At 71.6% G+C, this 20,076-nt stretch carries 17 protein-coding genes; 4 read left to right on the top strand and 13 right to left on the bottom strand.

The annotated features are described in order from the left end of the window. Nucleotides 1-13: 13 nt before the first annotated feature. Nucleotides 14-1,090: a glycoside hydrolase family 113 gene (locus tag AS857_RS21270; protein WP_058044878.1), complete on the bottom strand. Its 1,077-nt coding sequence runs from the start codon at nt 1,088-1,090 to the stop codon at nt 14-16. Then, the gene (locus AS857_RS21265) at nt 1,087-2,901 is read right to left on the bottom strand and encodes a DUF2334 domain-containing protein (RefSeq protein WP_058044877.1); all 1,815 of its coding nucleotides are present in this window, start codon (nt 2,899-2,901) and stop codon (nt 1,087-1,089) included. Before AS857_RS21265 ends, AS857_RS21270 begins: the two co-directional genes overlap by 4 nt. A 324-nt stretch (nt 2,902-3,225) precedes the next feature. On the opposite strand from AS857_RS21265, the gene AS857_RS40720 reads away from it, so the two are divergent. The 4 genes from AS857_RS40720 to AS857_RS21250 all read left to right on the top strand — a co-directional run bounded on the left by AS857_RS40720 (nt 3,226) and on the right by AS857_RS21250 (nt 6,633). After that, nucleotides 3,226-3,444, top strand: a complete 219-nt coding sequence (locus AS857_RS40720; protein WP_216824006.1) for a hypothetical protein — start codon at nt 3,226-3,228, stop codon at nt 3,442-3,444. Then, complete coding sequence (locus tag AS857_RS21260) at nt 3,441-4,700, top strand: glycosyltransferase family 2 protein (protein ID WP_107105638.1); 1,260 nt, start codon at nt 3,441-3,443, stop codon at nt 4,698-4,700. Before AS857_RS40720 ends, AS857_RS21260 begins: the two co-directional genes overlap by 4 nt. 80 nt (nt 4,701-4,780) lie before the next feature. After that, on the top strand, nt 4,781-5,971 hold the full coding sequence (wecB, locus tag AS857_RS21255; protein ID WP_058044876.1) for a non-hydrolyzing UDP-N-acetylglucosamine 2-epimerase: 1,191 nt from the start codon (nt 4,781-4,783) through the stop codon (nt 5,969-5,971). Then, nucleotides 5,968-6,633, top strand: a complete 666-nt coding sequence (locus AS857_RS21250; protein WP_058044875.1) for a 3-keto-alpha-glucoside-1,2-lyase-like domain-containing protein — start codon at nt 5,968-5,970, stop codon at nt 6,631-6,633. The genes wecB and AS857_RS21250 overlap by 4 nt, the downstream gene beginning before the upstream one ends. 85 nt (nt 6,634-6,718) lie before the next feature. Here AS857_RS21250 and AS857_RS21245 read toward each other — a convergent pair whose 3' ends face one another. The 11 genes from AS857_RS21245 to AS857_RS21200 form a co-directional block, all read right to left on the bottom strand. Then, a complete protein-coding gene (locus AS857_RS21245; protein ID WP_058044874.1) occupies nt 6,719-8,179 on the bottom strand; it encodes a glutamate synthase subunit beta in 1,461 nt (486 codons plus the stop codon). Beyond that, on the bottom strand, nt 8,172-12,737 hold the full coding sequence (gene gltB / locus AS857_RS21240) for a glutamate synthase large subunit (protein ID WP_079110544.1): 4,566 nt from the start codon (nt 12,735-12,737) through the stop codon (nt 8,172-8,174). Before gltB ends, AS857_RS21245 begins: the two co-directional genes overlap by 8 nt. Before the next feature lie 324 nt (nt 12,738-13,061). Beyond that, on the bottom strand, nt 13,062-13,793 hold the full coding sequence (locus AS857_RS21235; protein ID WP_058044872.1) for a VIT1/CCC1 transporter family protein: 732 nt from the start codon (nt 13,791-13,793) through the stop codon (nt 13,062-13,064). 279 nt (nt 13,794-14,072) lie between these two features. Further along, nucleotides 14,073-14,990: a prolipoprotein diacylglyceryl transferase gene (lgt, locus tag AS857_RS21230; RefSeq protein ID WP_058044871.1), complete on the bottom strand. Its 918-nt coding sequence runs from the start codon at nt 14,988-14,990 to the stop codon at nt 14,073-14,075. Between the two features lie 77 nt (nt 14,991-15,067). Next, nucleotides 15,068-15,847: a DsbA family protein gene (locus AS857_RS21225; RefSeq protein WP_058044870.1), complete on the bottom strand. Its 780-nt coding sequence runs from the start codon at nt 15,845-15,847 to the stop codon at nt 15,068-15,070. 65 nt (nt 15,848-15,912) lie between these two features. Further along, on the bottom strand, nt 15,913-16,728 hold the full coding sequence (gene trpA, locus AS857_RS21220) for a tryptophan synthase subunit alpha (protein ID WP_058044869.1): 816 nt from the start codon (nt 16,726-16,728) through the stop codon (nt 15,913-15,915). Beyond that, on the bottom strand, nt 16,728-17,978 hold the full coding sequence (gene trpB, locus AS857_RS21215; protein WP_058044868.1) for a tryptophan synthase subunit beta: 1,251 nt from the start codon (nt 17,976-17,978) through the stop codon (nt 16,728-16,730). Before trpB ends, trpA begins: the two co-directional genes overlap by 1 nt. A 62-nt stretch (nt 17,979-18,040) precedes the next feature. Next, nucleotides 18,041-18,259, bottom strand: a complete 219-nt coding sequence (trpM, locus tag AS857_RS42425; protein WP_079110543.1) for a tryptophan biosynthesis modulator TrpM — start codon at nt 18,257-18,259, stop codon at nt 18,041-18,043. An 8-nt stretch (nt 18,260-18,267) separates the two neighbouring features. Continuing rightward, nucleotides 18,268-19,077: an indole-3-glycerol phosphate synthase TrpC gene (gene trpC, locus AS857_RS21210; RefSeq protein ID WP_058044867.1), complete on the bottom strand. Its 810-nt coding sequence runs from the start codon at nt 19,075-19,077 to the stop codon at nt 18,268-18,270. A 172-nt stretch (nt 19,078-19,249) separates the two neighbouring features. Then, nucleotides 19,250-19,654 carry a DUF2752 domain-containing protein gene (locus tag AS857_RS21205; RefSeq protein ID WP_338058273.1) on the bottom strand — a complete coding sequence of 135 codons (405 nt, stop codon included), beginning with the start codon at nt 19,652-19,654 and terminating at the stop codon, nt 19,250-19,252. 125 nt (nt 19,655-19,779) lie between these two features. Then, nucleotides 19,780-20,013 (bottom strand): HGxxPAAW family protein, encoded by a 234-nt coding sequence (locus AS857_RS21200; RefSeq protein ID WP_058044865.1) that lies wholly within the window; start codon nt 20,011-20,013, stop codon nt 19,780-19,782. Between the last annotated feature and the right edge of the window lie 63 nt (nt 20,014-20,076).

Genomic DNA, 20,076 nt, shown 5'->3' with positions numbered 1-20,076 from the left:
CGCCCGGCTGCCCTCAACCCGTACCGCCGTTGCGCCAGTGCCCGCGCAGGATCTTCTCGGCCGGCTTGCCATGCGGGGTGTAGGCGAGGCGCCGCGGGGTCTCGCCGCTGTCGGGCCAGTCGTCCCACATCCACCAGCAGACCCCCGCCCACCAGGGCTTTCCGTCGAGGGCGGTGAGCAGCGCCTCGTAGGCGGCGGCCTGTTCGTCCTCCCCGGCGCTCTTGCTGACGGTCCAGGAGTAGGGCGCGGTGGTGGCGCCGCGCTGGCTGACGTAGCCGGCCTCGGTGAAGAGGATCCTGCGGTGGTGGCGGGCGGAGAAGGCGGCGAGCTCCCGCGTGATGGGCTTCCAGGCGTCGCGCAGCCGGGCGGCGTCGGCGGTGGGGCGGTCGGCGAGGGGCCAGTAGGCGTCGATGCCGATGACGTCGAGGTCGTCCCAGAAGGGGACGGTGCGGTACTCGTCGTAGTTGGCGGCGTAGGTCAGCGGCCCGCGGTACTGCGCGCGGACGGCCCGGACGACCTTGCTCCAGCGGGCGCCGTCGCGGGAGGTGCCGGCCAGTTCGGTGCCGACGGCGAACTGTTCGGCCCCCGTGTCTTCGGCGAGCTTCGCGTAGTGGGTGATGAAGCGCTCGTACGCGCTGAACCAGGCGCCGGGGTCGTGCGGCCGGATGCCCGCCCGGTCGCCGCCCTGCGCGAGGTCGACGTGGGGTTTGAGCATGACCTTGAGGCCGGTCCGGTGGGCGAGCCCGATGATGTGCCGGAGGCTGTCGTCGCCGGCGGTCTCGCCGGTGGTGTGCATGTCCGCCTCGGCGGCGCCGTCCTGGTACCAGGTGGGGGTGAAGGTCACCCAGCGGGCGCCGGTGGCCGCGATCTGCCGCAGGTACGCCGCGGCGTCGGGGCTGCTGTAGTCGCCGGTGTTCCACGAGGGGAGCGTGATGCCGCGCAGTCCCGCCGCCTTTCCGTCCCCGGGGCGGGTGCCCGTGCTCGGTCCGGGCCCCTCCTCCCCGCCCTCCCCTCCCCGGCCGGAGGAGCACCCGGCGAGGAGGAGGGCGGCCGCGAGCAGCGCGCCGGCCGCCCTCCTCCGGGCGTTCACTGCTTCAGGTCCGCGGGGCCGACGAAGGTGTAGCCGAGGGCCTTGATGCCCTCGATCGTCTGCTGCAGCGGCGCCACCGGGTAGTAGGGGTGGTAGAAGAAGCTCGCCACGCCGTCGCGGACGGCCAGGTTGGCCTTGGCCGAGGCGATCAGGTCGGCGGGGAAGCGGGGCGGGTGGTTGTTGTACGCGTCGGGCTCGTAGTTGCCGATGTTCTCGGGCAGGACGGTCGTCCCGTAGACGTCCTTGACCGCGTACGGGAAGAACTGGCCGATGTAGCGGCCGGTGTCCGGTGTGCCACCGGTGAGCGTGCCGGAGAAGTACAACGAGCGCTCCAGGCGGGCGGAGTAGTTCTGGCCGAAGACACGGTAGTCGGTGGCGGAGGCCGCGTAGTGCGGAGTGGTCCAGAAGGCCGGTTTCGGCAGTCCGGCGGCGGCGAAGCCCGCCAGGGCCTGGGTGACCCGGCTCTGGGCCCAGACGGTGGAGTCCTCCGCGGGCGGCCCGTCGAGGATCACGTTGTCCGAGGTGTCGACGTGGGCGCGGAAGAACTCGAAGTCGTCGCCGGTGACGCCGTTGTAGGGGTTGTTCGCCGTGCCGTACTGGTGGGTGTAGCCGTGGTTCATCAGGACGGCGCCGTTGGCGAGCATGTGCTTCAGCTCGGCGACGACGGCCGGGGCCTGGGCGAGGGTGACGGTCTCGGGGACGCCGTTGTTGTAGGTGCCCTTGGGGTCCTTGTAGACCGGGATGACGTTGATCCCGTACGGGATGTTCTGCGACTTGAGGTAGTTCGCGATGGCCCGCAGCTGGGCGGGCTCGGCCTTGGGGCTGATGTCCTCCAGCCGCACGAAGGCCCGGTGGCGCTCGGCGGTCGCGGGGGCGAGGGCGTCGAAGAGGAGGTCTTCGAAGACGATGACGCGGTCGCTCTCGGAGACGTAGGCGAAGGGCATCTCGCCGAGGTAGGTGAGGTTCGAGGAGCGGATCGCCCAGGGGCTGACGGCGCCGGAGGTGCCGTCCTTGGCCTCGGCGAGGCGGGTGACCGCCGGGTAGCCGGGCCCGGTGAGGATGTCCGGGTGGAGCACTCCCCCGTCCTGGCCGGCGGGGATCTTCCGGGTCAGCTGCCGTCCCTTGTACGTGACCTGGTTGATGTTCCCGACGGAACCGCCGGACTCGTAGTACGAGTTGGTGGGGTCCCAGCCGTACTTCTGCTTGAACTGCGTGACGCCGACGGCGCCCGCCATGTTCCAGATGTTGTCGCCGATCCAGGTCACGGGCCGGCTCGTGGCCAGCGCGTCCTGGTAGAAGGCGGCGGGGACGGCGTCGGGGATGGTGCCCCCGTAGTAGGTCGAACCGAGGTAGACCGTGGCGGTGTACTGGTTCACCATGCCGGCGGTGTAGGCCGAGACGGGCTTGGCGGTGACGGTGCCGAAGTGGCCGGCGAGGTTGGCCGTCGCCATGGCGTAGAGCTCGCCCAGCTGCCCGTAGGGGCCGGCGTTGTCGTACAGGACGAGGGCCGAGGTGCCGGCCGGAGCGGCGGCCGCCTGGGCGGCGGGGGCCTTCGTGAGGGGCGCGAGGGTCAGGGCCAGCCTGCCCGCGCGGCGCAGCCGGTCCGAGCCGATCCGGGCCTTCACCGCGGCGGCGAGGTCCTTGGTGCTGTTCGGTGAGAGCGAGACCGGGTTCACGGCGTCGGTGGCGCGCGGCCGGGATATCGCGCCCTCGGCGCTCCGGGAAAGCACGACGCCGCCCAGCAGGGCGGCGAGGAGCATGACGACGGCGGAGATCCGGACTTTCCTGGATCTCCAGCACTTCTTTTGCATGAAATTCCCCCTGGGTAATGCAGCGGTCGCCACCCCCGTTCCTTCGGGGGCCCGACAGGCGCCAGATTCTTCTGGCCGGGAAGGATGTATGTCAATAGACAACTTCGATCTCGAATGTGCAGTTCCGTGCAGCCATCCTGGTGCAGACCAGAGGTCACACCCGTCACAGATAAGCGATCACCAGGCATAATTACCGGTACGTTCACCGAATTTGAGATTCCGCTCCAACAATTCTCATCAAGTCCGACAGTAGTACCTGTCTGATCTGATACCTTCCCTGCGCATGCCTTGCCTCGCATCGAGGCGACATACGGGGGAGAACTCATGTACGGAAAACCCGCTCTGGGATCCGTCCTGCCCATGGCCGGGCTCACTGCGGCACCGGAAGTGCTACCGGGCATTCCATTTGCCCGCGGATTGCAGGAGGCGGCCGGGGCCGGATTCCTCTTGTACTGTGCGAGCGCTTTCGTCATCATCGCCGTCAAACTCTGGTTCGCCGTCCGCGCCACCACCATGGACCACAGCCCCGGCGGCCGGCCTTGACCGGCGAGATCCTGCTGGGATCCGCCATCGCCATCATCGTGATGGCGGGCTGCTACAACACCGCTCTCTTCCTGCTCTCCCGGCGCCGGGTGCGCCGCGTCCGCGGCCCCCGCCAACGGCGTCTGTACGTCTTTCTGCTCGCCTGTCTGAACGAGGAAAAGGTTCTCGCCGAGAGCCTGGCCCGCATCACTGCCCTGCCCGCAGGCAATTTCCTCGCCCTGGTGATCGACGACGGCTCCGACGACGGGACCGCGGAGGTCGCCCGCGCCGCCGACCCCGAGCGCGTCCGGCTGCTGCAGCGCACCCTGCCCGATGCCCGCCGGGGCAAGGGCGCCGCCCTCAACGCCGGAATACGGCACCTGCGCGAGTCGGGCCTGCTCGACGGCTACGACCCGCGCGACGTCATCGTCTGCGTCGTCGACGCCGACGGCCGCCTCGACGAACACGTGGTCCAGTCCGTCGACCCCTTCTTCGACAATCCGCGCACCGGCGCCACCCAGGTCGGCGTACGGATGTACAACCGCCACCAAGGGCTGCTGGCCCGGCTCCAGGACATGGAATTCGTCATCTACGGCGATATCTTCCAGTGCGCCCGGCGCTATATCGGCAGCGTCGGAATGGGCGGCAACGGACAGTTCATGCGGCTCGCCGCGCTGGATTCCCTCGCCCCGCCCGGCGAGACGGCCGGCGGGCCCTGGAGCGACTCGCTGACCGAGGACCTCGACCTCGGGGTCCGCCTCATCGCCCGCGGCTGGACCAACCAGCACTGCACCGCGGCGGCCGTCTCCCAGCAGGCCGTGCTCGACGTACGGCGCCTGGTGCGCCAGCGCTCCCGCTGGTTCCAGGGCCACCTGCAGTCGGCGGGGCTGGTGCCGCTGATCCTGCGCTCCGTCCCCACCCGCGCCGCCGTCGACCTGCTCTACCACCTCTCCAGCCCGGTCCTGATCCTGCTCACCTCCCTGCTGCCGCTGTCCTTCCTGGTCGCGGTGGCCGGCACCGTCATCGGCTCCGTGCAGGCCGGGCGCGCCCTGATCTCCCCGATGTGGATCATCGGCCCGTACGTGCTCTCCTTCACCGCGGCCTACGCGTACGGATTCGTCTACCGCCGGCGCGAACGCGGCCTCGGGCTCGTGCGCTCGATCCTGCTCTCGCACGTCTTCATCTTCTACGGCTACATCTGGTTCGCGGCCGGCTGGTGGGGACTGTGGCGGATGCTCACCGGCAAGCAGACGTGGCTGAAGACGGCGCGCACCTGAAGCGACCGCGCGCACCCGAACCCCCGCACTCCACCCGCCCGTCAGGCCTTCCCCGCGACAGGCCTTTCCCAGGGAGAACCATGTCCGCTGACCTCATCACCGCGCCCGTACGCGCCATGCTCGTACTGGGCACCCGACCCGAGGCCATCAAACTGGCGCCCGTGGCCCGTGCCATGGCGCACTCCCCGCTCTTCGAGCCGCTCGTCGTCACCACCGGCCAGCACCGCGAGATGCTCCACCAGATGCTGGACCTGCTGCGCGTACCGGTCCACACCGGGCTCGACGTCATGCGCGAGCGGCAGCAGCTGTCCACCCTCACCGCCCGCCTCGTGGACGGCCTCGGCGAGGTGATCCGTGCCGGGCGCCCCGACCTCGTCGTCGTCCAGGGCGACACCACCACCGCCCTGACCGGCGCCCTCGCCGCGTTCTACGAGCACGTCCCCATCGCCCACGTGGAGGCCGGCCTGCGCACCGGCGTCCTCGACAACCCCTTCCCGGAGGAGCTCAACCGGCGCCTGATAGGGCGTATGGCCCGCTGGCACTTCGCGCCCACGGAGCGCGCCGCGGCCCACCTGGCGGCCGAAGGCGTCCCGGACGCCGAAGTGTTCACCACCGGCAACACCGTCATCGACAACCTGCTGTGGGTGCTGGCCGAGGGCACCGGCCGCTGCCTCTTCCGCACCGGCCTGCGGCGCGTGCTGGTCACCCTGCACCGCCGCGAGAACCAGGGCGCGGTGATGCGCTCCATGGGCCGGGCCCTGTGCCGGCTCGCCGACCGCGGCGACGTGGAGATGGTGGTGCCGCTGCACAAGAGCCCCGCGGTCCGCGAGGCCCTCCTGCCGGAGCTGACCGGCCACCCGCACATCGAGGTCGTCGAACCGCTCGGCTACCTCGACTTCTCCGCCACGCTCGCCGGATGCGACCTGGTCCTCACCGACTCCGGCGGCATCCAGGAGGAGGCCCCCACCCTCGGCAAGCCCGCCCTCGTGCTGCGCACGACCACCGAGCGCCCCGAGGCGGTCGAGGCCGGCGCGGCCCGGCTCGTGGGCACCGAACCGGAGTGCATCCTGGAGGCCGCCGTCCACCTTTTGGATGATCCTGCCGCCTACGAGCGGATGGCCACGGCGGGCAATCCCTTCGGGGACGGACACGCCACCGACCGCATCATCGCCCAGCTCGCGGAGGACTTCGGCGCCGACCCGGACGACGGCGGCGGGCCCGAACTGGTCGCCTCCCGCACCGAGGGGCCGGGGTCATACTCGACGGCATGACGAGAGTTCAGCGGCTGCTCGGTCTCGCGCTGCTCGCCGCCGTCGTGGTGGCGGGCGCCGCCCTCGCGGCGAGCAGCCTCTGGTCCGGCGACGGCGAGCCGGAGCGGCCGTGGGCCGAGGGCTCGGTCCACGGCCCGTGGCGGTCGGTCTTCGACGGCCACGGCGAGAACATCGGCCGCCACGACGGCCTCTTCCTCGCCCCCCTGCCCGCCCGGGTGCCGGACGAGACCCACGCCGGACTGATCGTCTCCACGGACCGCTTCGGGGATCTGGACTACGAGGCGCGCATGCGGACCGTCGCCCAGCTGCGCACGCCCGAGCCCAATCCGTGGGAGGTGCCGTGGCTGCTGTGGGCGTACACCGACCCCGAGCACTTCTACTACGTCACCCTCAAGCCCAACGGCTGGGAGCTCGGCAAGCGCGACCCGGCCTACGAGGGCGGGCAGCGCTTCCTGGCGACCGGCCAGGGGAGCTTCCCCGTAGGCGAGTGGTCCTCCGTCCGCGTCGCGCAGCGCGGCGCACGCATGGAGGTGAGCGTCGACGGCCGGGGCCTGGTGGCCTACGAGGACCACGAGCGGCCCTACCGGGAGGGCAGCGTGGGGGTGTACACCGAGGACGCGAAGGTGGAGTTCCGCGATCTGCTGGTGCGCCGGACCGGGTGACGGCCGGTACGGCGCGGGTACGACAGCGCGGCGCCTGCCACCTGTGGTCGGGGTGGGGCAGGCGCCGCGAGCTTTTCGGGGAGGGTCAGACCGTCAGGGAGCGGTCCGTCGGGCGGACCGGGGCCGGCAGGGTGCTGGTGCCGGTGAGGTGGCGGTCCACGCCGCGGGCGGCGGAGCGGCCCTCGGCGATGGCCCAGACGATGAGGGACTGGCCGCGCCCGGCGTCACCGGCGACGAACACGCCGGGGACGTTGGTGGCGTAGTCGGCGTCGCGGGCGATGTTGCCGCGGGCGTCCAGCTCCAGGCCGAACTGCTCGACGAGGCCGTTCTGCACGTCGGTGCCGGTGAAGCCCATGGCGAGGGTGACCAGCTGGGCCGGGATCCTCCGCTCGGTGCCGGGCTTCTGCGTGAGCTTGCCGCCGGCGAACTCCACCTCGACGAGGTGCAGCCACTGGACGTTGCCGTCCTCGTCCCCTTCGAAGTGGGTGGTGGAGACGGAGTAGACGCGCTCGCCGCCCTCCTCGTGGGCCGAGGTGACCTTGTAGAGCATGGGGAAGGTGGGCCAGGGCTGGCCCTCGTTCCGCTCCTCCCCCGGCCGGGGCATGATCTCCAGCTGGGTGACGGAGGCCGCGCCCTGGCGGTGGGCGGTGCCCACGCAGTCGGCGCCGGTGTCGCCGCCGCCGATGACGACGACGTGCTTGCCCTCGGCGGTGATCGGGGAGACCGTCAGGTCGCCCTCCTGCACCTTGTTCGCCATGGGCAGGTACTCCATCGCGAAGTGGACGCCCTTGAGGTCGCGGCCGGGGACGGCCAGGTCGCGGGAGGTGGTGGCGCCGGCGGCGATGACGACGGCGTCGTAGCGCTTGCGGAGCTTGGCGGCGTCGATGTCGCGGCCGATCTCCACCTCGGTGCGGAACTTGGTGCCCTCCGCGCGCATCTGCTCGATGCGGCGGTTGATGTGCCGCTTCTCCATCTTGAACTCGGGGATGCCGTAGCGCAGCAGGCCGCCGATGCGGTCGGCGCGCTCGTACACCGCGACCGTGTGCCCGGCCCGGGTCAGCTGCTGGGCGGCGGCCAGGCCGGCGGGGCCGGAGCCGATGACGGCGACGGTCTTGCCGGAGAGCCGCTCGGGCGGCTGGGGGGTGACGTCGCCCGCGGCCCACGCCTTGTCGACGATGGTGACTTCGACGTTCTTGATGGTGACGGGCTGCTGGTTGATGCCGAGCACGCAGGCGGACTCGCAGGGCGCGGGGCACAGGCGGCCGGTGAACTCGGGGAAGTTGTTGGTCGCGTGCAGCCGCTCGCTCGCGGCCTGCCAGTCGTCGCGGTAGGCGTAGTCGTTCCACTCGGGGATGAGGTTCCCGAGCGGGCAGCCGTTGTGACAGAACGGGATGCCGCAGTCCATGCAGCGGCTCGCCTGCTTGCTGATGATCGGCAGGAGCGAGCCGGGGACGTGGACCTCGTTCCAGTCGCGGACGCGCTCGGCGACGGGACGGGTGCGGGCGACCTCGCGGTCCTCGGTCAGAAAGCCCTTCGGGTCAGCCATGGGTCGCCGCCTCCATCATCTTCTCGTGGGTCTCGGTCTCGGAGAGACCGGCTCGCTCGGCGGCGTCCTTGGCGGCGAGCACTGCCTTGTAGGTGGCCGGGACGACCTTGCGGAAGCGGCCGGCGGCCGTGTCCCAGTCGGCGAGGAGCCCGGCCGCGACGGTGGAGGCGGTCTCCTCTTGGTGGCGGCGCACGACGTCGTGCAGCCACTGCCGGTCGTCGGCGTCGAGGGTCTCGACGGCGCCGGCCAGCTCCTTGTTGACGTTGTCGGGGTCGAGGTCGACGACGTAGGCGACGCCGCCGGACATGCCGGCCGCGAAGTTGCGCCCGGTCTCGCCGAGGACGACGGCCCGGCCGCCCGTCATGTACTCGCAGCCGTGGTCGCCCACGCCTTCGGAGACCACGGTGGCACCGGAGTTGCGGACGCAGAAGCGTTCGCCGACCCGGCCGCGCAGGAACATCTCGCCGCCGGTGGCGCCGTAGGCGAGGGTGTTGCCGGCGATGACCGAGTACTCGGCCAGGTGGTCGGCGCCGCGGTCGGGGCGGACGACGATGCGGCCGCCGGAGAGGCCCTTGCCCACGTAGTCGTTGGCGTCGCCCTCCAGGCGCAGGGTGACGCCGCGGGGCAGGAAGGCGCCGAAGGACTGGCCGGCGGAGCCCGTGAAGGTGATGTCGACGGTGTCGTCGGGCAGTCCGGCGCCGCCGAACCGCTTGGTGACCTCGTGGCCGAGCATCGTGCCCACGGTGCGGTTGATGTTGCGGATGGGCACCTGGGCGCGGACGGGGCGGGCGTCCTCGGCGGAGGAGACCTCGAGGGCGTCGGCGGCCAGCTTGACGAGCTCGTTGTCGAGGGCCTTGGCCAGGCCGTGGTCCTGCTCGGTGGTGCGGTGGCGGACGGCCCCGGCGGGCAGGTCCGGCACGTGCAGCAGCGGGGCGAGGTCCAGTCCCTGGGCCTTCCAGTGGGTCACGGCCCGGCCGGTGTCGAGGAGTTCGGCCTGGCCGACGGCCTCCTCAAGGGTGCGGAAGCCCAGCTCGGCGAGGATCTCGCGGACCTCCTCGGCGATGAACTCGAAGAAGTTGACGACGAATTCGGCCTTGCCGGAGAACCGCTCGCGCAGCACGGGGTTCTGGGTGGCGATGCCGACCGGGCAGGTGTCCAGGTGGCAGACGCGCATCATGACGCAGCCGGAGACGACCAGCGGGGCGGTGGCGAAGCCGAACTCCTCGGCGCCGAGGAGGGCGGCGACGATCACGTCGCGGCCGGTCTTCAGCTGGCCGTCGGTCTGCACGACGATGCGGTCGCGCAGGCCGTTGAGCAGCAGCGTCTGCTGGGTCTCGGCGAGGCCGAGCTCCCAGGGGCCGCCCGCGTGCTTGAGGGAGGTGAGCGGCGAGGCGCCCGTGCCGCCGTCGTGGCCGGAGATCAGGACGACGTCGGCGTGGGCCTTGGAGACGCCCGCCGCGACCGTGCCGACGCCGACCTCGGACACCAGCTTCACGTGGATGCGGGCGGCCGGGTTGGCGTTCTTGAGGTCGTGGATCAGCTGGGCGAGGTCCTCGATGGAGTAGATGTCGTGGTGCGGAGGCGGCGAGATCAGGCCGACGCCCGGGGTGGAGTGCCGGGTCTTCGCGACCCAGGGGTAGACCTTGTGGCCGGGCAGCTGGCCGCCCTCGCCGGGCTTGGCGCCCTGGGCCATCTTGATCTGGATGTCGTCGGAGTTGACCAGGTACTCGCTCGTGACGCCGAAGCGGCCGGAGGCGACCTGCTTGATGCTGGAGCGGCGCTCGGGGTCGTAGAGGCGCTCGGGGTCCTCGCCGCCCTCGCCGGTGTTGGACTTGCCGCCCAGCCGGTTCATGGCGATGGCGAGGGTCTCGTGGGCCTCGCGGGAGATGGAGCCGTACGACATGGCGCCGGTGGAGAAGCGCTTGACGATCTCGCTGACGGGCTCGACCTCGTCGAGGGGGACGGGCTCCCGGTCGGTCCTGAGCGAGAACAGGCCGCGGAGCGTCATCAGCCGCTCGGACTGCTCGTTCACACGCTCGGTGTACTGCTTGAAGATGTCGTAGCGGCGGGCGCGCGTGGCGTGCTGCAGCCGGAAGACGGTGTCGGGGTCGAAGAGGTGCGGCTCGCCCTCGCGGCGCCACTGGTACTCGCCGCCGATGTCGAGGCGGCGGTGGGTGGCCGCGATGCCGGTGGCCGGGTAGGCCTTGGCGTGGCGGGCGGCGACGTCGCGGGCGACGACGTCCAGGCCGGCGCCGCCGATCTTGGTGGCGGTGCCGTGGAAGTAGGTCTCGACGAACTCCTCGTTCAGGCCGATCGCCTCGAAGACCTGGGCGCCGCGGTAGGAGGCGACGGTGGAGATGCCCATCTTGGACATGACCTTCAGGACGCCCTTGCCGAGGGCCTTGATGAGGTTGCGGATCGCGGCCTCGGGCTCGATGTCCTGCAGGAACGTCCCTGCTCGGACGAGGTCCTCGACGGACTCCATCGCCAGGTACGGGTTGACGGCCGCCGCGCCGTAGCCGATGAGCAGCGCGACGTGGTGGACCTCGCGGACGTCGCCGGCCTCGACCAGCAGGCCCACGTGGGTGCGCTGCTTGGTGCGGATGAGGTGGTGGTGGACGGCGGAGGTGAGCAGCAGCGACGGGATCGGCGCGTGCTCGGCGTCGGAGTGGCGGTCGGAGAGGACGACGAGCCGGGCGCCGTCGGCGATGGCGGCGTCGGCCTCGGCGCAGATCTCCTGCAGGCGGGCGGCCAGGGCCTCGCCGCCGCCGGTGACGCGGTAGAGGCCGGAGAGGGTGACGGCCTTCAGGCCCGGCATGTCGCCGTCGGCGTTGATGTGGATGAGCTTGGCGAGCTCGTCGTTGTCGATGACGGGGAAGGGCAGGGTGACGCTGCGGCAGGAGGCCGCGGTGGGCTCCAGCAGGTTGCCCTGCGGGCCGAGGGAGGAGATCAGCGAGGTGACGAGCTCCTCGCGGATGGCGTCCAGCGGCGGGTTGGTGACCTGCGCGAACAGCTGGGTGAAGTAGTCGAAGAGCAGCCGGGGCCGCTCGGAGAGCGCGGCGATCGGGGAGTCGGTCCCCATCGAACCGATGGGCTCGGCCCCGGCCTTGGCCATGGGCGCGAGGATGACGCGCAGCTCCTCCTCGGTGTAGCCGAAGGTCTGCTGGCGGCGGGTGACCGAGGCGTGGGTGTGCACGATGTGCTCGCGCTCGGGGAGGTCGGCCAGGTCGATCAGGCCGGCCTCCAGCCAGTCGCCGTAGGGCGCCGCGGCGGCGAGCCCGGCCTTGATCTCGTCGTCCTCGATGATGCGGTGGTGCTCGGTGTCGACCAGGAACATCCGGCCGGGCTGCAGGCGGCCCTTGCGGACGACCTTCGCCGGGTCGATGTCGAGGACGCCGACCTCGGAGGAGAGCACGACGAGGCCCTCGTCGGTGACCCAGTAGCGGCCGGGGCGCAGGCCGTTGCGGTCGAGGACGGCGCCGACGAGGGTGCCGTCGGTGAAGGTGACGCAGGCCGGGCCGTCCCAGGGCTCCATCTGGGTGGAGTGGTACTGGTAGAAGGCGCGCCGGGCCGGGTCCATGGAGGCGTGGTTCTCCCAGGCCTCCGGGATCATCATCAGGACGCTGTGCGGCAGGGACCGGCCGCCGAGGTGGAGCAGCTCCAGGACCTCGTCGAAGGAGGCCGAGTCGGAGGCGTCGGGGGTGCAGACGGGGAAGATGCGGTCGATGCCGCGGCCCCCGCCGTGGTCGGCAGAGCCGAACAGCTCGCTGGCCAGCTGCGACTCCCGGGCCCGCATCCAGTTGCGGTTGCCCTTGACGGTGTTGATCTCACCGTTGTGGGCGACGAACCGGTACGGGTGGGCGAGCGGCCAGCTGGGGAAGGTGTTGGTGGAGAAGCGGGAGTGGACCAGCGCGATGGCGGTGGCGCAGCGGCGGTCGGAGAGGTCCGGGAAGAACGGCTCCAGCTGACCGGTGGTCAGCATGCCCTTGTAGACGATGGTGCGGGCGGAGAGCGAGGGGAAGTAGACCCCGGCCTCCCGCTCGGCGCGCTTGCGCAGCACGAACGCCTTGCGGTCGAGGGCGAGCCCGGTGTTCTCGCCGTCGCCGACGAAGAGCTGGCGGAAGTCCGGCATGGTGGCGCGGGCGCTGGCGCCGAGCAGCTCGGGGGCGACGGGGACGGCGCGCCAGCCGAGGACGGTCAGGCCCTCCTCGCGGGCGATCGTCTCGATGGACGAGACGGCGGCGTCCGCGTCCGCGCCGTCCGCGGGGAGGAAGGCGATGCCGACGGCGTACGCGCCGGGCTCGGGGAGCTCGAAGCCGGCGGACTCGCGCAGGAAGGCATCGGGGACCTGCATCAGGATGCCGGCGCCGTCGCCCGAGTCGGGCTCGGAGCCCGTGGCGCCGCGGTGCTCCAGGTTGCGGAGGACGGTGAGCGCCTGCTGCACGAGCGCATGGCTCGCCTCGCCGGTGAGGGTCGCGACGAAGCCGACGCCACAGGCGTCGTGCTCGTTCCGCGGGTCGTACATACCCTGCTGGGCGGGGTGGGATGCGGATCGCATCGGCGGCTCCCGTCGTCGTCTTGGCAGTCCCGGCCGGTGCGGCCGGTGCATGTGCCGAGGGACGACGTTGGCCCTCTGCGGAAGAAATTTGGTGCAGGTTACATGATGGGGCGCTTCTCGAAAAGCGGAAGCACCGGTCCAGCATGTGGACACTGCGGTGAAGGCGGCGAGCTGCCGGAAGCACTGGGGATCGCCCGGCCCGGCCCCGCCGGACACAGCACAGAGCGGGCGGCGTTGCCCGCTGCGCTACCGGATTGTGCCCGGCCGTCGAGGGCCTGAAACCGCGATGTCATCCGTACGTTATGCGGGAGCCCGCATAAAGCATCACCCCAGGGCGGTGCCGAAGGCAATACCGAGGGCGTAAGTCACACCCGCGGCCGCGGCGCCCAGGAACAGCTGGCGCAGGCCGCTGAACCACCAGGAGCGGGCCGTCACCCGCGCCACGACGGCCCCGCAGGCGAAGAGACCGAGCAGCGCGAGCAGCACGGCGGGCCACAGCGCGGTCGCTCCCAGCAGGTACGGCAGCAGGGGCAGGAGCGCGCCGAGCGCGAACGAGCCGAACGACGACACCGCCGCGACCATGGGCGACGGCAGGTCGGAGGGGTCTATGCCGAGCTCCTCGCGGGCGTGGATCTCCAGCGCCTGCTCGGGGTCGCGGGACAGCTGCATGGCGACCTCGAGCGCGAGCTTGGGCTCGACGCCCCGCGACTCGTAGAGCGCGGCCAGCTCCGCCAGCTCGTCGGCCGGGTGCTTGTGCAGCTCCCGGCGCTCCACGTCCAGCTCGGCGAGGACGAGTTCGCGCTGCGAGGCGACGGAGGTGTACTCGCCGGCGGCCATGGAGAACGCGCCCGCGGCGAGGCCGGCCAGGCCGGCGATGACGACCGTCTGCGCGGAGGCGGAGCCGCCCGCGACACCGGTCATCAGGGCGACGTTGGAGACCAGCCCGTCCATGGCACCGAACACCGCGGGGCGCAGCCAGCCGCCGTTCACGTCGCGGTGCGTGTGGTTGTCGCGGTGCGCGGCGTGCGGTGCGGCAACGGCTTCCAGGACAGACATCTCCGGTGGGCTCCCTTCCCCTGGGGGTGGCGCCTCGTCCGCCCGCCCCCGCTGATTCGAAGGTACGCACGAACACGATGATCCGCTAGCAAGGAAGGCCTGGCTGACCTGGGCGTATGGGTCCTTCTGGCGGGGTCGGGGAAGGCCATCCGGTTGCCGGTCCGGTCCGCTGCAGCGACCTGTGCCGCAGGCACAAAAATCCCGCCGCAGCGGCGATCAGCCACTGCGGCGGGTTTGGGGGTCCCCCCAGCGCTAGCTGGGCGAGGTGCCGAGCGAAGCTCAGACCTTCTTCGGTTTGGGGGACGAGCCCTCTACGGGCGAGTCACCGTCACTCCCCGGCTTTGTCAGGGAAGTCGGCCCCTCGCCGGCTTCCCCGATAGCCCCCGGTTCCACCACGAGCTCCCTGCCGGGGCACCGCTTCGCGGAGATGATCATGTAGGCGACGGCCGCGATGAAGACCACGATCGACGTCCACCCGTTGAGCCGCAGGCCCAGCACGTGGTGCGTATCATCCACGCGCAGGTACTCGAACCAGAAGCGGCCCACCGTGTACGAGGCCACGTACAGCGCGAACGCGCGCCCGTGCCCGAGGGTGAAGCGCCGGTCCGCCCAGATCACCAGGCCCGCGATCAGCAGGCACCACAGCGACTCGTACAGGAACGTCGGGTGGTAGGTCCCGGCGACCCGGCCGATCGCCGGATCGGCGTCGATCTTCAGTCCCCACGGCAGCGTCGTCGGCTTGCCGTACAGCTCCTGGTTGAACCAGTTGCCCCAGCGGCCGATCGCCTGGGCGACGGCCAGGCCGGGGGCGAGGGCGTCCGCCCAGGCCGGCAGGGGGATGCCGCGGCGGCGGCAGCCGATCCATGCGCCGACCGCGCCGAGCGCGACGGCGCCCCAGATGCCGAGGCCGCCCTCCCAGATCTTGAAGGAGTTGACCCAGTCGCGGCCCTCGCCGAAGTACAGCTCGTAGTCGGTGATGACGTGGTAGAGCCGGCCGCCGACGAGCCCGAAGGGAACCGCCCAGACGGCGATGTCGGCAACCGTCCCGGCCCGCCCGCCGCGGGCGATCCAGCGCCGGTTGCCCAGCCAGACCGCCACGAAGACGCCGATGATGATGCAGAAGGCATAGCCGCGCAGCGGGACCGGTCCGAGGTGGATCACGCCGGTCGACGGGCTGGGAATGTATGCGAGTTCCATGACATCCCCGACGCTACCCTGCCGGGGCGACGGAACGGCAACCCACCCGGCGCAACAGCTGAGTAACGCCCCGGGCCTCAGCCCTTCGCGGCTTCGGCGACCATCTGCCGGAGTTTGTCCGGGGTGAGCGGGTTCTTCTGGTCGCCGTAGATGCTCTTGCCGTTGAGCAGGACGGTCGGGGTGGCGCGGTAGGAGGACTTGCCGAAGGCCTCGTGGGACTTCTTCACCCAGCTGTCGTGGGTGCCGTCGTCCACGCAGGTGCGGAAGGCGGGGGTGTCCAGCCCGGGCACCTGCCCGGCCAGCTCCAGCAGGCGCGCCTTCTTGCCGTAGGCGTCGTCCGTCTCCTGCGGCTGGTTCTTGAAGAGCAGGTCGTGGTACGGGGCGAACTTCCCCGCGTCCTGCGCGCAGGCCGCCGCATTGGCGGCGTTGAGCGAGCCGCTGCCGCCGAGATTGTTGTCGATCAGGGTGACCAGGTGGTACTCGGCCTTGAGCTGGCCCTTCTGCTCCAGCTCGTTGACCGTGTCGCGGAAGACGTTCTCGAAGCCGCCGCAGCCGGGGCAACGGAAGTCCTCGTAGACCGTGAGGGTCGCCTTCGCGGCGGGCTTGCCGACCGGGATGGTGACGCTGTCCTTTCCTGTGGCGCCCTGCGGGGCGACCAGGGGCCCGGCGGCCTCCTTCTTGCCGCCGCCCATGTTCGCCACGAGCGCCGCGATGCCGCCGCCCACGCCGAGGACCGCGACGACGACGACACCGGCGATCAGCGTGCGCTTGCGCTTGGCCCGGGCCTCTTCGCGCTGCCGCTGTTCCTGCAGCCGCTCACGGGCGCTGCGCTTCCCATCCGAGTTCTTCTGGCTCACATCCCCCTACAACGAACCGGGGGCCCGCCCATGCGCGCCCCCGGTCGTCGGTTCCTTCAAAAGAGTTACGCGCGTTTGCGCACGCCCTCGGCCAGTTCACCCGCGAGGGCGCGGACGGCGGTGAGGCCGGCCTCCAGGTCGGGGGCGTCCAGGAGCCGCTTGACGAAGGCCGAGCCGACGATCACGCCGTCGGCGAAGGCCGCCACCTCCGCAGCCTGGGCTGCGTTGGAGACGCCCAGGCCGACGCAGACCGGCAGCTCGGTGACCGCGCGCGTGCGGCGCACCAGGTCCTGCGCCTCGTTGCCGACGGACTCCCGGGTGCCCGTGACGCCCATCAGCGAGGCCGCGTACACGAAGCCGCTGCCCGCTGCCGTGATCTTGGCGAGGCGCTCGTCGCGGCTGCTGGGCGCGACCACGAAGACGGTGGCGAGCCCGTGCTGCTCGGCGGCCTTGCGCCAGGCCTCGGACTCCTCGACCGGCAGGTCGGGCAGGATGCAGCCCGCTCCCCCCGCCGCGGCGAGGTCGGCGGCGAAGCGCTCGGGGCCGTAGGCGTCGACGGGGTTCCAGTAGGTCATGCACAGCACGGGCGCGCCCGTGATCTCGTGCGCCTCCTTCACCGTGCGGATGACGTCGACGATCTTGATGCCGCCGCGCAGGGCGATGTCGTCGGCGGTCTGGATGACCGGGCCGTCCAGGACGGGGTCGCTGTGCGGCAGGCCGACCTCGACGACGTCGCAACCGCCGTCGAGCATGGCGGTGATGGCACGCACGCCGTCGTCCACGGTCGGGAAGCCGGCGGGGAGGTAGCCGACGAGCGCGGCGCGGTTCTCGGCCCTGGCGGCGGCCAGGACCGAGCTGAGGAGTTCGATGTTGCCCGCCATTACTGCTCCCCCGCGCTTTCATCGGTCGGGTCGTACAGCCCGAAGTAGCGGGCTGCGGTGTCCATGTCCTTGTCGCCGCGGCCGGAGAGGTTGACCAGGACCAGCCCGTCCTTGCCCAGCTCCTTGCCGACCTCCAGCGCCCCGGCCAGCGCGTGCGCGCTCTCGATGGCCGGGATGATGCCCTCCGTGCGGGAGAGCAGCCGCAGGGCCTGCATGGCGTCGTCGTCCGTGACGGCGCGGTACTCGGCGCGGCCGGTGTCCTTCAGGTACGAGTGCTCCGGGCCGATGCCGGGGTAGTCCAGGCCCGCCGAGATCGAGTACGGCTCGGTGATCTGGCCGTCCTCGTCCTGCAGGACGTAGGAGCGCGAGCCGTGCAGGATGCCGGGCGTGCCGGCGGTGAGGGTGGCCGCGTGCTCGCCGGTGGCCAGGCCGTGGCCGCCGGGCTCGCAGCCGATCAGGCGCACGCCCTCGTCGGGGAGGAAGGCGTGGAACAGGCCGATGGCGTTGGAGCCGCCTCCCACGCAGGCCACGGCGGCGTCCGGCAGGCGGCCGGCGCGCTCCAGGATCTGGCGGCGCGCCTCGACGCCGATGACCCGGTGGAAGTCGCGGACGAGGGCCGGGAAAGGGTGCGGGCCCGCGACGGTGCCGAAGAGGTAGTGCGTGCGGTCGACGTTGGCGACCCAGTCGCGGAACGCCTCGTTGATGGCGTCCTTCAGGGTGCGGCTGCCGGACTTCACGGCGATGACCTCGGCGCCGAGCATCCGCATGCGGGCGACGTTCAGCGCCTGCCGCTGGGTGTCCACCTCGCCCATGTAGATGGTGCATTCGAGGCCGAAGAGGGCGCAGGCGGTGGCGGTGGCGACGCCGTGCTGGCCGGCGCCCGTCTCCGCGATGACGCGGGTCTTGCCCATGCGCTTGGTGAGCAGCGCCTGGCCCAGCACGTTATTGATCTTGTGCGAGCCGGTGTGGTTGAGGTCCTCGCGCTTGAGGAAGATCCGGGCGCCGCCGGCGTGCTCCGCGAAGCGCGGCACCTCCGTGAGGGCGCTGGGCCGGCCGGTGTAGTTGACCATCAGGTCGGCCAGCTCGGCGGCGAAGGCGGGGTCGGCCTTGGCCTTCTCGTACTCGGCGGCGACCTCGTCGACGGCGGCGACGAGGGCCTCGGGGATGAACTTGCCGCCGAACGCGCCGAAGTAGCCTTCGGCGCTGGGAACTTGACCCTCCGGGTCCGGGACGAAGAATTCAGAGGACACGTACGTACTCCTCGGACGACTGTGAGGTTATGGGTGACGGGTGGATGGCTGGAGCGCAGCGCTCAGCGCCATCGCATCCCGTTGATCTGACCCGGCTCACAGCCGATGTGGTACCGCACGCGACGCCCGAGGATGCGTCGCGCAGGCGCGCGGCAGCCCCGGGGGCGGCAGCCCCGGGCCAGACGTGCGTAAGGCTCCGGGGCGGACAGCCCGGCCGCTGGCGCACACGCGGGAGCCGGGCGTCGGCCCGGTCCGGTGCGGCAGGTGCGGCGGCTGGTCATCCGGGGCGTCAGCCCCGCCCGTGCCGCAGCGCCGGGTGGGCACCCGCCGCGACCAGGTCGGCAACGGCGCCCTTGGGGTCGCGGCCGGTGACCAGGGACTCGCCGACCAGGACGGCGTCGGCGCCGTCGTTCGCGTAGGCGATGAGGTCGTGCGGGCCGCGCACGCCGGACTCGGCGATCTTGACGATGCCGTCCGGGATCTCGGGGGCGACCCGGGCGAAGGTGCCGCGGTCCACCTCGAGGGTCTTGAGGTTGCGGGCGTTGACGCCGATGATCCGGGCGCCGGCGTCGACCGCGCGCTGGACCTCCTCCTCGTCGTGCACCTCGACCAGCGGGGTGAGCCCGATGGACTCGGCCCGCTCGATGAGGGAGACGAGGGCTTCCTGCTCCAGGGCGGCGACGATCAGCAGGGCCAGGTCGGCGCCGTAGGCGCGGGCCTCCCACAGCTGGTAGGCGGTGACGATGAAGTCCTTGCGCAGGATCGGGATGTCGACCCGGGCGCGGACGGCTTCGAGGTCGGCGAGGGAGCCGCCGAAGCGCCGCTGCTCGGTCAGCACGCTGATCACGGCCGCGCCGCCCGCCTCGTAGTCGGCGGCGAGGCCGGCGGGGTCGGCGATCGCGGCCAGCGCGCCCTTGGAGGGGCTGGAGCGCTTGACCTCGCAGATCACGCTGACGTTCTCGCCGCGGAGGGCGGCGGCGCCGTCCTTCGCCTGTGGCGCCCTGGCGGCCCGCTCCTTGAGCTCGTCGAGGCTGACGCGCGCCTGCCGCTCCGCGAGGTCGGCACGGACGCCCTCGATGATCTCGTCGAGCACACTCACGCGAGCGGCCCCCTTCCGGACTCGGATGGTCTGGGCTGGTGAGGCAGGAATCCTCCCCCACCAGGCACTGCGATGGTATCTGCCGCGGGGCGAAGGTTTCGCATCCGGTTGACGCGGGTCCCACGTCGTGGACGTCCGGTGGACACCCTCCGCTGCCCGACCGGGCGTCCGTCTAGGGGGTCAGGGCGGCGCCGAAGGGCAGGTTCCGCACGACCGTGAAGAGCAGGACGAGGGTGCCGAGGGCCCACCAGTGGCGGGCGCGCGGGGACAGCTGCACGCCCTCGTGTCCCCGCAGGACCCTGGTGATCCACACGCACCACAGGACGGCGAAGGCGGCGTACCCGGCGACGGCCAGGGCGTTCGCGCCGAGCGCGGCCGGGAGGTCGCCGTGGGCGAGGGCGTGGACGCCGCGCAGCCCGCCGCAGCCGGGGCAGTACAGGCCCGTGCAGCGCAGCAGGGGGCAGGCGGGGTAGTGGCCGGGGCGGCCGGGGTCCACGGCGCCGACGTAGCCGAAGGCCGCGGCGAGGCCGGCCGCGACGCCCAGCGGGGCGGCCAGCAGGCGCGCACGGTCCCTCACAGCGGCAATCACACCGAAAGTCTCCGCCGGACAGCACGAAGGCGCAGCTCAGGGCCGTCGTACGGAGGACCGTACGGGCCCGGGGCCGCGCCTCGGGGCAGGGATGGCGTGGAGGACGCGGGGCGTCAGCTCCGGCCGGACTCGCCGGCCACCTTCAGAGGAGCCCTCTTGGGCATGCCCATGCCCATCATGCTCATGACGCCGCCCACGACACCACCGATCGCGATGATGGCGATGCCGGCCCAGAAGCCGGCCGGCTTCGCGGCCACCATGAAGGCGCCGGAGACGCAAAAGCCGATGAAGGCGATCGTGACACCGGTCCAGGCGGCCGGGGTGTGTCCGTGGCTGGTACCCGCCATGACTAAGACTCCTCGTTGCTGTGGCGCGCCCGCGGGCGCGGAGAACGCTCATGGTCATTGTCC

The organism is Streptomyces roseifaciens (assembly GCF_001445655.1).
GTDB lineage: Bacteria > Actinomycetota > Actinomycetes > Streptomycetales > Streptomycetaceae > Streptomyces > Streptomyces aureoversilis.
The sequence above is the reverse complement of the archived record's forward strand: the minus strand, read 5'-3'. Positions and strand labels throughout refer to the sequence as shown.

Bases quoted from the DNA above. Each gene is read 5' to 3' on its own strand.
- AS857_RS21250 (WP_058044875.1), top strand. From the start codon at position 5,968: ATGACGAGAGTTCAGCGGCTGCTCGGTCTCGCGCTGCTCGCCGCCGTC.
- lgt (WP_058044871.1), bottom strand. From the start codon at position 14,990: ATGGAACTCGCATACATTCCCAGCCCGTCGACCGGCGTGATCCACCTC.
- AS857_RS21235 (WP_058044872.1), bottom strand. From the start codon at position 13,793: ATGTCTGTCCTGGAAGCCGTTGCCGCACCGCACGCCGCGCACCGCGAC.
- gltB (WP_079110544.1), bottom strand. From the start codon at position 12,737: ATGCGATCCGCATCCCACCCCGCCCAGCAGGGTATGTACGACCCGCGG.
- AS857_RS21245 (WP_058044874.1), bottom strand. From the start codon at position 8,179: ATGGCTGACCCGAAGGGCTTTCTGACCGAGGACCGCGAGGTCGCCCGC.
- trpA (WP_058044869.1), bottom strand. From the start codon at position 16,728: ATGGCGGGCAACATCGAACTCCTCAGCTCGGTCCTGGCCGCCGCCAGG.
- AS857_RS40720 (WP_216824006.1), top strand. From the start codon at position 3,226: ATGTACGGAAAACCCGCTCTGGGATCCGTCCTGCCCATGGCCGGGCTC.
- wecB (WP_058044876.1), top strand. From the start codon at position 4,781: ATGTCCGCTGACCTCATCACCGCGCCCGTACGCGCCATGCTCGTACTG.
- AS857_RS21265 (WP_058044877.1), bottom strand. From the start codon at position 2,901: ATGCAAAAGAAGTGCTGGAGATCCAGGAAAGTCCGGATCTCCGCCGTC.
- AS857_RS21200 (WP_058044865.1), bottom strand. From the start codon at position 20,013: ATGGCGGGTACCAGCCACGGACACACCCCGGCCGCCTGGACCGGTGTC.
- trpM (WP_079110543.1), bottom strand. From the start codon at position 18,259: ATGACCAGCCGCCGCACCTGCCGCACCGGACCGGGCCGACGCCCGGCT.